At 65.0% G+C, this 13,351-nt stretch carries 13 protein-coding genes; 2 read left to right on the forward strand and 11 right to left on the reverse strand.

All coding sequences use genetic code 11. The features are described from left to right. Window positions 1-7: 7 nt before the first annotated feature. The 6 genes from hutH to ACIGJG_RS13980 form a co-directional block, all read right to left on the reverse strand. A complete protein-coding gene (gene hutH / locus ACIGJG_RS13955) occupies window positions 8-1,588 on the reverse strand; it encodes a histidine ammonia-lyase (RefSeq protein ID WP_483672445.1) in 1,581 nt (526 codons plus the stop codon). A 79-nt stretch (window positions 1,589-1,667) separates the two neighbouring features. Then, the gene (gene hutC, locus ACIGJG_RS13960) at window positions 1,668-2,435 is read right to left on the reverse strand and encodes a histidine utilization repressor (protein ID WP_011298865.1); all 768 of its coding nucleotides are present in this window, start codon (window positions 2,433-2,435) and stop codon (window positions 1,668-1,670) included. 5 nt (window positions 2,436-2,440) lie between these two features. Further along, window positions 2,441-3,220, reverse strand: a complete 780-nt coding sequence (locus ACIGJG_RS13965) for an ABC transporter ATP-binding protein (protein WP_483672446.1) — start codon at window positions 3,218-3,220, stop codon at window positions 2,441-2,443. Beyond that, entirely contained in the window at window positions 3,220-4,074 is an 855-nt protein-coding gene (locus tag ACIGJG_RS13970) for an ABC transporter permease (protein ID WP_140951143.1), read from the reverse strand. Before ACIGJG_RS13970 ends, ACIGJG_RS13965 begins: the two co-directional genes overlap by 1 nt. 15 nt (window positions 4,075-4,089) lie before the next feature. After that, a complete protein-coding gene (locus ACIGJG_RS13975; RefSeq protein ID WP_220631013.1) occupies window positions 4,090-5,067 on the reverse strand; it encodes an ABC transporter substrate-binding protein in 978 nt (325 codons plus the stop codon). Between the two features lie 311 nt (window positions 5,068-5,378). Next, window positions 5,379-6,356 (reverse strand): NAD-dependent epimerase/dehydratase family protein, encoded by a 978-nt coding sequence (locus ACIGJG_RS13980; protein WP_483672447.1) that lies wholly within the window; start codon window positions 6,354-6,356, stop codon window positions 5,379-5,381. Between the two features lie 9 nt (window positions 6,357-6,365). On the opposite strand from ACIGJG_RS13980, the gene ACIGJG_RS13985 reads away from it, so the two are divergent. Together ACIGJG_RS13985 and ACIGJG_RS13990 are read left to right on the forward strand one after the other, a co-directional pair. Next, complete coding sequence (locus ACIGJG_RS13985; protein ID WP_483672448.1) at window positions 6,366-7,430, forward strand: CDP-6-deoxy-delta-3,4-glucoseen reductase; 1,065 nt, start codon at window positions 6,366-6,368, stop codon at window positions 7,428-7,430. A 293-nt stretch (window positions 7,431-7,723) separates the two neighbouring features. Beyond that, on the forward strand, window positions 7,724-8,911 hold the full coding sequence (locus ACIGJG_RS13990; RefSeq protein ID WP_011298871.1) for an acetylornithine transaminase: 1,188 nt from the start codon (window positions 7,724-7,726) through the stop codon (window positions 8,909-8,911). Between the two features lie 106 nt (window positions 8,912-9,017). Here ACIGJG_RS13990 and ACIGJG_RS13995 read toward each other — a convergent pair whose 3' ends face one another. The 5 genes from ACIGJG_RS13995 to ACIGJG_RS14015 form a co-directional block, all read right to left on the reverse strand. After that, window positions 9,018-9,371: an EF-hand domain-containing protein gene (locus ACIGJG_RS13995; RefSeq protein WP_011298872.1), complete on the reverse strand. Its 354-nt coding sequence runs from the start codon at window positions 9,369-9,371 to the stop codon at window positions 9,018-9,020. A gap of 171 nt (window positions 9,372-9,542) precedes the next feature. Further along, entirely contained in the window at window positions 9,543-10,259 is a 717-nt protein-coding gene (locus ACIGJG_RS14000) for an ABC transporter ATP-binding protein (protein WP_140951439.1), read from the reverse strand. Window positions 10,260-10,273: 14 nt separating this feature from the next. Beyond that, entirely contained in the window at window positions 10,274-11,050 is a 777-nt protein-coding gene (locus ACIGJG_RS14005) for an ABC transporter ATP-binding protein (RefSeq protein ID WP_011298874.1), read from the reverse strand. 13 nt (window positions 11,051-11,063) lie between these two features. Next, window positions 11,064-12,221: an ABC transporter permease subunit gene (locus ACIGJG_RS14010; RefSeq protein WP_011298875.1), complete on the reverse strand. Its 1,158-nt coding sequence runs from the start codon at window positions 12,219-12,221 to the stop codon at window positions 11,064-11,066. Between the two features lie 13 nt (window positions 12,222-12,234). Then, window positions 12,235-13,170, reverse strand: a complete 936-nt coding sequence (locus ACIGJG_RS14015; RefSeq protein ID WP_140951437.1) for a branched-chain amino acid ABC transporter permease — start codon at window positions 13,168-13,170, stop codon at window positions 12,235-12,237. Window positions 13,171-13,351: the final 181 nt, after the last annotated feature.

Below are 13,351 nucleotides of genomic sequence, written 5' to 3' on the forward strand. Positions count from 1 at the left end.
TCCTTGCTCAGGCGTTCTTGGTATTCGTCGGCAGGATGTCGCGCACCGCAGCAGGCCAGCCTGCCCCCGCATCGCCCTGCACCACCCACTGCTTCATCGCCTCGATATCCGGCGCCAGGTAGCGGTCGGCCTCCACGAACGCCACGCGTGCGCGGATGCGGGCCAGTTCCTGCTCCACCAGCGGCGACGACTTCAGCGGGCGATGGAATTCGATGCCCTGCGCGGCCGCCATCGCTTCGATGCCGACCACCACCGCGGTATTGGCCGCCATATCGCCAAGCCGGCGTGCGCCGTAGGTGGCCATCGACACATGGTCCTCCTGGTTGGCCGAAGTCGGCAGGCTGTCCACGCTCGACGGATGCGCGAGCGATTTGTTCTCCGAGGCCAGCGCCGCGGCGGTGACCTGCGCAATCATGAAGCCCGAGTTCAGGCCGCCATCGCGCACGAGGAACGGCGGCAGGCCCGACAGGCCCGTGTCCAGCAGCAGCGCCAGGCGGCGCTCGGAAATCGCGCCGATCTCGGCAATCGCCAGCGCGATGATGTCGGCCGCGAACGCAACCGGCTCGGCGTGGAAATTACCGCCCGAAATCACGTCGCCCTGCGCGGAGAATACAAGCGGATTGTCCGAGGCGGCGTTCGCTTCGATGCGCAAGATGCGCGCGGCATGCTGCAGGTTGTCCAGGCACGCGCCCATCACCTGCGGCTGGCAACGGATCGAGTATGGGTCCTGCACGCGGCCGCAGGCCTTGTGCGAGTCGACGATCTCGCTGCCATCGAGCATTGCGCGCACCGCGCCGGCCACGGCGATCTGGCCGGCCTGGCCGCGCGCTTCATGGATGCGTGCATCGAACGGCTTGACCGAGCCCTTGATCGCTTCGAGCGACAGCGCGCCGGCCACCAGACCGGCGGCAAAGGTATCTTCGGCGGCAAACAGCCCGGCCAGCGCCAGCGCGGTGGAAACTTGCGTGCCGTTCAGCAACGCCAGCCCTTCCTTCGGACCGAGTTCAAACGCCGACAGGCCGGCATGTGCGAGGCCTTCGGCAGCCGGCACGCGACGGCCATCAACGATCACATCGCCCACGCCGATCAGCGTGCACGACATATGCGCGAGCGGCGCGAGGTCGCCCGAGGCACCCACCGAGCCCTTGGCCGGGATGCAAGGGGTCACGCCGTGGTTGGCCAGCGCGAGCAGCGCTTCAATGATTTCGGGCCGCACGCCCGAGTGGCCGCGCGCGAGGCTCACTGCCTTGATCGCGAGGATCACGCGTACCACGTCCTCGGCCAGGTCCGGGCCGGTGCCGACGCTGTGCGACAGCACCAGATTGCGCTGCAGCGTGGCGAGCTTGTCATTCGGAATGCGCGTCTGCGCAAGCTTGCCGAAGCCGGTGTTGATGCCGTAAACCACGGCATCGGCGTCGATGATGTCCTGCACGGTGGCCTGCGCGGCACGTACGCCGGCCCAGGCCGAGTCGGCCATCTCCAGGCGAACTTCGCCACGGTAGATGCGGCGCAGGTCAGCCAGGGTGACCTGGCCCGGATTCAGGGTCAGCAGCGGGCGGGAGGCTTGGTTGGTTTGGCTGGCGCTCATGAGTGATTCCTGTCTTGTATGTTCCTGTCTATACAGCTTAGAACAAAATTTGGGTGAGATGGCTGACTTCTGTCGGAAATCAGCCGAAGGCGGGATTGCCGTCGGCGCGGAAGCGGCTCCCGAGGCGGTAGCGGTTGCCGGGGTGCAGGCAACGCACGAAGGTCACGGGCACGCCATTGGTCCACGTGCGGCGTGTCAGCATCAGGCAAGGTTGCGTCGGCGGCATTTCGAGTTGCGCGGCCTGCTCGGGCGTGGCGGAGATGGCGTCGACCACGTGCTCGACCTGATCGTAGGGCACATTGCGCAGCAGGTACTCGCCGGGCTTGATGCCGCTGAAGTCCTGCGTAATGAAATCCGGTGCCACGCGCGGATTGACATAGCGGTCTTCGAGCTGCACGGGCACGCCGTCCTCGCGGTGCACGCAGACGGAGTGGAAGACCGACTCGCCCGTGCGCAACTCCAGCGCCGCGGCCACTTCGATCGACGCGGCCACGCGCTCCACCAGGATCACGTCGCAGGCATAGTCATGGCCGCGCATGCGGATTTCGTCCTGCAGGTTGACCACGCTAAGCAGCGTGGACTGCGGCTTGTGCTCCGCCACGAAGGTACCCACGCCGGCCACGCGCACCACCCTGCCCTGCTCGGACAGCTCGCGCAGTGCGCGGTTGACGGTCATGCGCGACACACCGAAGCGGGTCACCAGTTCCTGCTCTGACGGCACGCGGTCGCCCGGCTGCCACGCACCGCTCTGGATCTGGCGGGCGATGTACTCCTTCACCTGCTGGTAGAGGGCGGTGGGAGAGTTCGTAGCGGAAGTGGCAGGCCCCTGGCCGACGGCGTGGTTCATGGCGTTCAGTGCTCGGCCGCGGCCATGGCCTCGGCGCGGATCTCCTCGGTCAGCCGCGCCTTGAGCGCGGAGAACTCCGGCGACGTCTTGATCGTGTAATGGCGCGGATGCGGAAAATCGACCGCGATCTCGCTCTTGATCCGACCCGGCCTGGCGGAAAACACCGCCACCCGGTTGGCCATGAAAATGGCCTCGTCGATATCGTGGGTCACGAATAATACCGTCTTGCGCGACGCCTCCCAGATGCCGAGCAGCAATTCCTGCATCAGCACGCGGGTCTGGTTGTCGAGCGCGCCGAACGGCTCGTCGAGCAGCAGGATCTTCGGGTCATTGGCCAGCGCGCGCGCAATCGCGGTGCGCTGCTGCATGCCGCCCGAGAGCTGCTTGGGGTAGTGGTGTTCGAAGCCGCGCAAGCCCACGCGCTGGATGAAGAAGTCGCTGCGCTCGCGTTGCTCGGCCTCGCTCATGCCACGCTCGCGCAGGCCGAACCGAACGTTCTGCGCGATCGTGAGCCACGGGAACAGCGTGTAGGACTGGAACACCATGCCGCGGTCGGCGCCCGGGCCGGACACCGGCTGGCCGTCGAGCAGCACGGTGCCGCCGGTTGGCGTGTCGAGGCCGGCGACGATGCGCAGCAGCGTGGATTTACCGCATCCCGACGGGCCCAGGATGGTGACAAAGTCGTTGTCACGCACTTCGAAATCGACCGGCAGCAGCGCCTGCGTCTGGCCGCCGCGCGGATTGGTGAAGGTGCGCGAGACCTGCTGGATGGACAGTGCGCTCATCAGATCGAACTCCACGGGAACAGGTGCTGGTTGGCCTGCTTGAAGACGAGGTCCGACACCAGCCCGATGCAGCCGATGACGATGATGCCGAAGATGATCTGCCCGGTGTTCAGCAACGCCTGGCTGTCGGTGATCATGTGGCCGATGCCCGACGACGAGCCGATCAGCTCGGCGACGATCACGTAGGTCCAGGCCCAGCCGAGCACGAGCCGCAGGATCTCCGCGATCTCGGGCGCAGCGCCTGGAATCAGCACGCGCTTGACGATGCCGCGGCTGTTGGCGCCGAGCGTATAGGCGGCTTCCACGAGATCCTTGCGCGCACCGCCGACGGCCACCGCCACCATCAGTACGATCTGGAAGAACGAGCCGATGAAGATCACCAGCAGCTTCTGCGTCTCGCCAATGCCGGCCCACAGGATCAGCAGCGGGATGAAGGCCGAGGCGGGCAGGTAGCGGCAGAACGAGACGAACGGCTCGAAGAACGCCTCGGCCGCCTTGTACGCGCCCATCAGGATGCCGAGCGGCACCGCGAGCACCGCCGCCAGCACGAACCCGCCAAGCACGCGCCACACGGTCATGCCGATGTCGCCGATGAAGTTGTACTGCGTGAACAGCGTCAGCCCTTCGCGCGCCATGGTCGCCGGATCGGCCAGGAACGTACGCGGCACGAAGCCGCCCAGCGTCACCACAGCCCACACCGCGAAGAACAGCACGAAGAAGGACAGGCCCAGCACCCAGCGCGCATGCGGCGACACCGGCACCAGCGGCGACAGCCAAGGATGGCGGCGACGTGCCGGTGCCGCCTTGGCAGCCATCGCCACCGGCGCTGCGGAACTCACTTGAACTTGCGCCATGACATCAGCCCCTGCTTACTTGAGGAAACGCGCGTCGTAGAGCGTGGTCACGTCGGGCACCTGGCGGATCACGCCAATGTCGAGCAGCACGCCGGCGGCTTCCTTGCTGAAGCTGGCCAGCTCGCCCGAGAAGAACTTGCGATTGGCCTCGCGATCCTGCCAGCGCAGGTAGGCCGACGACTTGGCGAACTGCTCGCCGGTTTGCTTGACCGCCGCGCCCATGATTTCGTTCGACTTCTCGGGCTCCTTTCGGATCATCTCAATCGCTTCGAAGTAGCTGTCAACCAGCGCCTGCGCGGCCTTGGGATTGTCCTTGAGCCATTTGGGCGCGCAGCCGAGCGTGTCGGTCACCATCGGGTAGTCGAGCGTGGTGGCCAGGATCTTGCCCTTGTCCGGGTTCTGGCGAACGGTCGACAGGTACGGCTCGTACGTCATGGCGCCGTCGTTCTGGCCAGCCACGAACGCCTGCGCTGCCGCCTGCGGCGACAGCGTCGTGGTCTTCACGTCCTTGAGCGTCATGCCGTTCTTCTTGAGCATCCAGGCCAGGCCGAAGTAAGGCGCGGTACCCGGCGCATCGACGCCGATGGTCTTACCCTTCAGGTCGGCAAAGCTCTTCACGTCGGCGCGCACGGCCAGGCCGTCGGCGCCATAGGACTTGTCGAGCTGCACGATCTGCGTGATCGGCACGCCGTTGGCGTTCCAGGCGACATGCGTTTCCACGGTGGTCGCCGCGCACTGGATCGCGCCCGAGGCCAGCGCCAGGTGGCGGTCCTTCTGCGGGATCATCTTGATGTCCACATCGACGCCGTGCTTCTTGAAGATTCCTGCCTTGTCGGCCAGTGTCAGCGGCGCGAAGCCGGTCCAGCCGCTCATGCCGAGCGTGACCTGCGTCGTCTGGGCATGAGCAGCCCCGACCATGGCAACCGCTGCCAGCAGCGACGCGCGGGCCATGCGCATGGCGGCCTGACCTGCAATCCGGCTCTGAATCCTCATCGGTAAGCTCCTTTGGTTTGTCCGTCAGCGGCAGCGCCATGCATGGTGGCAGTGCTCGGTTCCGGAGATTTTACAATCCTGTATATACAAGTCAACGTAGTAGTTGCCCGGGGCAATGAAGCGCCATGAGTGCGATAGCAGGCGCTTTTTCCCCAAACGCGCAGCAAAGTGCACAGTCGAACGGCTACCAGTGCGGGGACAGCTTGCCTCGCATTGGTGCGGAATACCGGTTGCTGTATAGACAGGAGTCGACGCGGCGTGGGGGACGCAAGCGCCGTGCCTGAAACGGCACGGCGCAACGCTCGCCCGGATCAGGCGTCAAAGAAGGAAGCGACGGTCGGATAGCGCAGCCGCAGGCGCAGCTCGCGTTTAAGGCGCCGGTTGTCGAGGCGGCGCGATTCGCTCATGAAGCTGAGCAGCGTGGGGTCGATCACTTCCCGCGCTTGTTGGCGCGTGATCCGTGGCGGCCGCGGCAGGCCACGGCGATCCGCCACGAGGTCGAAGTAATCGGCCATGCGCAGTTCGGTGTCGTCGCTGGCGTGGACGATGCGCTGGGCCCGGCCGCGGAACAGCGCGGCGATCATGGTGCGCGCAAGATCGTCGGCGTGAATGTGGCTGGTGTAGACGTCGTCCTGGGGCGCGAGGGCCGGGGTGCCGCGCTTGAGCCGCGCCACCGGCAGGCGGTCTTCGGCGTAGATGCCGGGGATGCGCACGATGCTGGTGCGCCAGCCGCCACTACGGCCGAACTTGCGCACTGCCTGTTCGGCCGCAACGCGGCGACGCGCGCGGGCCGTTTCCGGGCGCACGCGCGCGAATTCCGCCACGCGCGCGCCAGCCCGGTCGCCGTAGACGCCCGAAGTGCTGGCATAGACAAAGGCCGGGCGGGTGCCTTGCCGGTCGGGTAGAATGACGGGCTCGCCGGCATGCACCCGGCTGCGGCGCCATGCGGTGCGGCGCAGGGTGGCTAGCAAGGCGCGTGTGCGCGGATCGCCCCCGCCCGTTCCGGGCGGCGGAGCCAGGTCCAGCACGCGGCTGGCCAGCCCGCGCAGGCGCGCAAGCGTGGCTGGTCGGTCGAGATTCGCGACGAGCGGCACCGCACCGGCCGCACGCAGTTCCGCCCGGCGCTCCGGCTGCGACGTCACGGCAAATATACGCATGCGCGCCGAGAGGATTCGCAGGCAGCGCGTCCCCACATCCCCGCACCCCACGATCAACAGGCGCGGGCGGCCCAGACGAATAGCTGGGCGCGGACGGCGCACTGGCTGCAGTTTCGTAAGAATTTGGCTCATAGATCGATTATGGCTTATCAAGTCACCGTAATGCCCAGCGGCCACAAGTTTGAAGTGGCTGACGATGAAACCATCCTGGGCGCCGCCCTGCGCCACAGCATCGGCCTGCCCTACGGCTGCAAGAACGGTGCATGCGGCTCGTGCAAGGGCCGCGTTCTGGAAGGCTCGATCGTACAGGGCGACCATGCCCCGGCCGCGTTGACCGCGCAGGAAAAAACCGAAGGCCGCGCGCTGTTCTGCTGCGCGAATGCCAGCTCGGACATCACCATCGAATGCCGCGAGGTGCACGGCGCCGGCGACATCCCGATCAAGAAGGTGCCGTGTCGCGTCACCTCGCTGGAACGCCTGGCCGACGACGTGATCGCCATCAAGCTGCAACTCCCCGCCACCGAGCGCATGCAGTACCTGGCCGGCCAGTACGTGGAATTCCTGCTGCGCGACGGCAAGCGCCGCAGCTACTCGATCGCCACGCCGCCGCATGAAGACGGCCCGATCGAACTGCATATCCGCCACATGCCGGGCGGCGCGTTCACCGACTACGTGTTCGGCGCCAAGGAAGGCGCCCCCGCCATGAAGGAACGCGACATCCTGCGCTTCGAAGGCCCGCTGGGCAGCTTCTTCCTGCGCGAGGAATCCACCGCGCCGATGATCCTGCTGGCCTCCGGCACGGGTTTCGCGCCGATCAAGGCGATCGTCGAGCACGCTGCCTACACCGGCATCACGCGCCCGATGACGCTGTACTGGGGCGGCCGCCGGCCGAAGGACCTGTACATGCACGCGCTATGCGAGCAATGGGCGCGCGACCTGCCGAACTTCAAGTACGTGCCAGTCATTTCCGAAGCGCTGCCGGAAGACAACTGGAGCGGCCGCACCGGCTTTGTCCATCAGGCCGTGATCGCCGATCATCCCGACCTGTCGGGCCACGAAGTCTATGCCTGCGGCGCGCCGGTCATGATCAACGCGGCGCGTGGCGATTTCACGAAGCAGTGCAAGCTGCATGAGGATGCGTTCTTCGCCGACTCGTTCACGTCCGAGGCCGACATGCACCCGGCGGGCTCGGCGCCGGCGGCCTGAGGCGCGCGCCGCCAGCCGTTCCCGAAGCCGCTCTCCCCGTACAACGATGCCCGGGACTGCCAAAATTCGTTTTGACACCCGGGCGCATGCGCCTTATATTTGTGCGCATGCACATGACCTTCAACCGACGCCGCAGCTTCCGTACGTCGCTCCCCGCTGGGGTGCCGCGCGGCTGACCGTCGACAGCGTCTGTTCATGTCAACGAGCCACGGGCAACCCCCGTGGCTTTTTGTTTTTGTTCCGGCCCTTCCGCCCCTCCGTCCATCATTCAAAGCCGACCCCTGGAGTCCGCCATGGCATTTGCTGAGTATCCCGTTCAATCCCTGATGTACATCACCAACCGGCCCGAACTCGTGTTCACCGAGGGCAAGGGCTCCTGGCTGACGGACCATAACGGCAAGCGATACCTGGACTTCGTGCAAGGCTGGGCAGTGAACTGCCTCGGCCACTCCAACCAGGGCATGGTCGACGCCGTGGTCGCGCAGGCCGGCAAGCTGATCAACCCGAGCCCGGCTTTCTACAACGCGCCGATGATCAAGCTGGCCAAGCAGCTCACCGACAACAGCTGCTTCGACAAGGTCTTCTTCGCCAACAGCGGCGCCGAAGCCAACGAAGGCGCAATCAAGCTCGCGCGCAAATGGGGCCGCAAGCACAAGAACGGCGCGTTCGAGATCATCACCATGGACCACAGTTTCCATGGCCGCACGCTCGCCACCATGAGCGCGTCGGGCAAGGCTGGCTGGGACACCATCTTCGCGCCGCAGGTGCCCGGCTTCCCAAAGGCCGACCTGAACGACCTGGCCTCGGTGGAAAAGCTGATCACCGACAAGACCGTCGGCATCATGCTCGAGCCGGTGCAGGGCGAAGGCGGCGTGCTTCCCGCCACGCGCGAGTTCATGCAGGGCCTGCGCGCGCTGGCCGACAAGCACAAGCTGCTGCTGATCGTCGATGAAGTGCAGACCGGTTGCGGCCGCTGCGGCACGCTGTTCGCGTACGAGCTGTCGGGCGTGGAGCCGGACATCATGACGCTGGGCAAGGGCATCGGCGGTGGCGTGCCGCTGTCGGCGCTGCTGTGCAAGGCTGAAGTCGCGAGCTTCGAGGCCGGCGACCAGGGCGGCACCTACAATGGCAACCCGCTGATGACCGCGGTCGGCAGCGCCGTCATCGAGCAACTGACCGCACCGGGGTTCCTGGACGATGTGAAAGCCAAGGGCGAGTACCTGAAGGAACAGCTGCTGGCCCTGTGCAGCGAATTTGGCCTGGCCGGCGAGCGCGGAGAAGGCCTGCTGCGTGCCCTGCAACTCGGCAAGGACATCGGCCCGCAGCTGGTCGAGGAAGCGCGCGACATGGGACCCGACGGCCTGCTGCTGAATGCGCCGCGCGCCAACCTGCTGCGCTTCATGCCGGCACTGAACGTGACGCGTGAAGAGATCGACCAGATGATCGGGATGCTGCGTACGCTGCTGAAGAAGCTGGCCTGATCGTCAGACGAAACGGGCCCTGAACGGGCCCTCTGCCTGCCATCGGGGAGGCGGGACGGGGCACCCCGCGCCCCGTCCCCCAGCACAGGTCACCGCGCCCGGATGGTCAATTCCAGATGGGATTTTCCTTCTGCATCTGTTCCTTGGTCTTCGCTTCCCAATACGCGCCGATCTGGCGTTGGGTGACATAGCCGCGCTTCAGCGAATCGATCTTGCTGAAGTTCTTGTAGACCTGTGGCATCCCCGCTTTCGCTTCGTCACGGCTGAGCTTGCCGTCGTGGTTGGCATCGGCCGCCTTGAAGCGGTCGGATATAAGCGCCTTGGCTTCAGCGGTGGTCGGTGGTGCCGTCGGAACCTGGCTGTCCGCCCCCGGAGCACTCGCCTGCTGGGCACTCGCGGCCGTACAAGCCAGCGCCATCACGGCTGCCAGGCATACTGCAGGCAATTTACGCACGATCATTTCCATCTCCTCTAGGATTTTGTCGAGAAGGGCCTTCTTGCGAAATACCGGCAAAAAAAATCCCTGTGAGCCAAAGCTCACAGGGAATTCTAGGCACTGGTGGCCCGCCTACCAACACATTTATGCATCGGTGGGTCTGCCAGTCCAGTGCTTCTTGACTGACGACAAGCCTTACTCGCCCAGGTAGGCGGCGCGGACCTTCGGATCGTCCAGCATCTGCTTCGCCTCACCGTTCATCGTGATCAGGCCTGACTCCATCACGTAGCCGCGGTGCGCGGCCTGCAGCGCCAGGCGCGCGTTCTGCTCCACCAGCAGCACGGGCACGCCTTGTGCGGACACGTTGCGCACCACCTCGAAGATCTTCTCGACCATGATCGGCGAGAGACCCATCGACGGCTCGTCCAGCAACAGCAGCTTGGGCTGGCTCATCAGCGCGCGCGCCATGGCCAGCATCTGCTGTTCACCGCCCGACATCGTGCCGGCCAGCTGGTTCGCACGCTCCTTGAGGCGCGGGAACGTCTGGAACATGCGGTCGATATCGTCCTTGATGGTGCTCTCGTCATTGCGAGTGTAGGCGCCCATCTGCAGGTTTTCGGTGATGGTCATGCGCGCGAACACGCCGCGGCCTTCCGGCACCATCGCCAGGCCCTGCTTGAGCAGCGCGTAGCTGGGCACGCCCTTGATGGACTTGCCCATGTACTCCACGTCGCCGCCGGACCAGCTTTGCAGTCCGGTGATGGCCTTCATGGTCGTGGTCTTGCCGGCGCCATTGGCTCCGATCAGCGTCACGAGTTCGCCGTCCTTGATTTCGAGGTCAACGCCCTTGACGGCCTGGATGCCGCCATAGGCAACCTTGAGGCCGGAGATCTTCAGTACTGTCTGTTTCATTGCTGTCCTCCGCCTCAGTGCGCCGAAGCACCCAGGTAAGCCTCGATCACCGCCGGGTTGCTCTGTACTTCCTGCGGCAGCCCTTGCGCGATCACCTTGCCGTAGTCGAGCACGGTCAGGCGGTTGCACAGGCCCATCACGAGCTTCACGTCGTGCTCGATCAGCAGGATGGTCTTGCCATCGTTCTTGATCTTTTCGAGCAGGCCGCGCAACTCGACCTTTTCGGTCGCGTTCATGCCAGCTGCCGGCTCGTCCAGCGCCAGCAGCTTGGGCTCGGTCGCCAGCGCGCGGGCAATTTCCAGACGGCGCTGGTGGCCGTAGGAAAGATTGCGCGAGGTGAAGTTGGCGTATTTGCTGATGCCAACGTACTCGAGCAGGTCGTGGGCCATGTCCTCGATGCCTTCTTCCTCACGGCGCACGCCGGGCGGACGGAAGATAGCGCCGAACAGGCCGGCCTTGGTACGGACGTGACGGCCCACCATGACGTTCTCCAGCGCCGTCATGTCGCCAAACAGGCGAATGTTCTGGAACGTACGGGCGATCCCGGTCTTGGCCACCTCATGCACGGCCGTCGGCTGGTAGGGCTTGCCGCCCAGCCTGAACTCGCCGGAATCGGGCGTGTACAGGCCTGTAATCACGTTGAAGAACGTGGTCTTGCCGGCACCGTTCGGGCCGATCAGGCCATAGATTTCACCGGCCTTGATCTGCAGGCCCACATCGGACAGCGCCTGCAAGCCGCCGAATCGCTTGTTGACCCCCTGTACCGACAGGAGGAAATCGTTGTTGCTCATGTTGTCCTCCTGGTCAGAAACGGCCCACACTGCCCGCACGGCGCACCACCGGGCGGTCTTCCTTGCGCGGCGACGGCCAGATACCTGCCGGGCGGTAAAGCATCACACCAACCAGGGCCAGGCCGAACAGCAACTGGCGCAGGACTTCGGCGTCAACGATCACGTGACCGAAGATACCGGTCTGGATCGGCTCGGCGACCACGCGCAGCAACTCCTGGAAGCCGACCAGCAGGATGCCGCCCAGGATCACGCCCGGGATATGGCCCATGCCGCCCAGCACCACGATGGCCAGGATGTAGATCGACTCCCACAGCGTGAACGATTCCGGCGACACGAAGCCCTGGAACGCACCGAACACCGCGCCCGAGGCGCCGCCGAACGATGCGCCCATGGCGAAGGCCAGCAGCTTGATGTTGCGGGTGTTGATGCCCATCGCCTTGGCGGCGATCTCGTCTTCGCGGATCGCCACGAACGCACGGCCGATGCGCGAGTTCTGCAGGCGCAGGCACACAAACACGATCACGATGACCAGGAACACGAGCAGGTAGTAGTACATGAACACCGGCGAGAATTTCAGCCCGAAAATCTCGTGCGTCTTCGAGAAGTCGAAGCCGAAGATGTGGACCGGGTCCACCGCCGTGATGCCCTTCGGCCCGTTGGTGATGTTCAGCGGGCGGTCCAGGTTGTTCATGAAGATGCGGATGATCTCGCCGAAGCCAAGCGTCACGATGGCGAGGTAGTCACCGCGCAGCTTCAGCGTTGGCGCGCCAAGCAGCACGCCGAACGTGGCCGCCACCAGCACCGCAAGCGGCAACACCCACCACATCGACAAGTGCAGCCCGTGGGGGAACAGTTGATGGATCCACTCGAACTGGTTGGCCAGGTGGGGCGAGCCGAGCAGCGCCATCATGTAGGCACCCACCGCGTAGAACGCGATATAGCCGAGGTCAAGCAGGCCGGCAAAGCCCACCACGATGTTCAGGCCCAGCGCCAGCATGATGTACAGCAGCGCGAAATCGAGCACGCGCACCCAGTAGTTGCCGCCCAGCGTCTGGACGAAGAACGGGGCGCACAGCGCGATCACCAGGAAGCCCAGCAGCGCGGCCAGGGTCTTCGCCGGAACTCGGGACGGCGCAGCGACGGCGGCCGCGGATGGAATCGGAGTATTCATGGATTCTCTCCCCTCAGGCACGGTCAGCCACGCGTTCGCCCATGATGCCGGACGGACGGAATACAAGTACGGTAATCAGCACAATGAACGCAAAGACGTCCTGGTAGTTCGAACCGAACACGCCATTGGTCAGGTCGCCGATGTAGCCGGCGCCCAGTGCTTCGATCAGGCCCAGCAGCATCCCGCCGACCATGGCGCCGGCCAGGTTGCCGATGCCGCCCAGCACCGCGGCGGTGAACGCCTTCAGGCCCGGGATGAAGCCCATGTAGAAGTGGGCGTTGCCGTAGTTGGTCGCCATCATCACGCCGGCCAGTGCGGCGAGCGCGGCGCCGATCATGAAGGTGGCGGAGATGACGAAGTTCGGGTTCACGCCCATCAGGCCGGCCACCTTCTGGTTTTCGGCGGTGGCGCGCATCGCGCGGCCCAGCTTGGTGCGGTTGACCAGGGCCAGCAGGCCAGCCATGACCATCACGGCCAGGCCAATGATGACCATTTCCTTGCCGGTAATGGTGGCGCCCGTGGATCCGATATCGATCGGCTCGGAAGGCAGCAGTTGCGGGAAGGTCAGCGGGTTGCGCGACCAGATCAGCATGCCCGCGGTCTGCAGGATGATGGAAACGCCGATGGCGGTGATCAGCGGGGCCAGGCGCGGCGCATTGCGCAGCGGCCGGTAGGCGATCCGCTCGATGGAATAGGCAAGCACTGCACAAACCGGCATGGCGATCAGCGTGGCAATCACCAGCGTCAGCCACTCGGGCAGGCCGGGCGCGAATTTCTGCAGCCCAAGAATCGCTGACAAAGCGGTCAGCGCGCCAATCATCAGGACGTCGCCGTGGGCGAAGTTGATGATGCCCAGAATGCCGTAGACCATGGTGTAGCCCAGTGCGATCAGCGCATAGATGCTGCCGAGCACCAGACCGTTCACGATCTGTTGGATAAAGATATCCATGAAAACTCCTGCTTCAGTCCCGGTTCCTGCGGCATGGTGTGGATGCCGGGGGGACCATGGTGTGGGATGGGTAGTATGTTGCGGTGGTGGGTTTGCTGGTAAGCGGCCTGCCCTGCTCCATCCATGGTAAGGATGCTTCTACATTAGGCGAGGCTAAAAAGAACGGCACCGCAAAATACTC

The organism is Cupriavidus sp. C1SS-2L, from assembly GCF_057073735.1.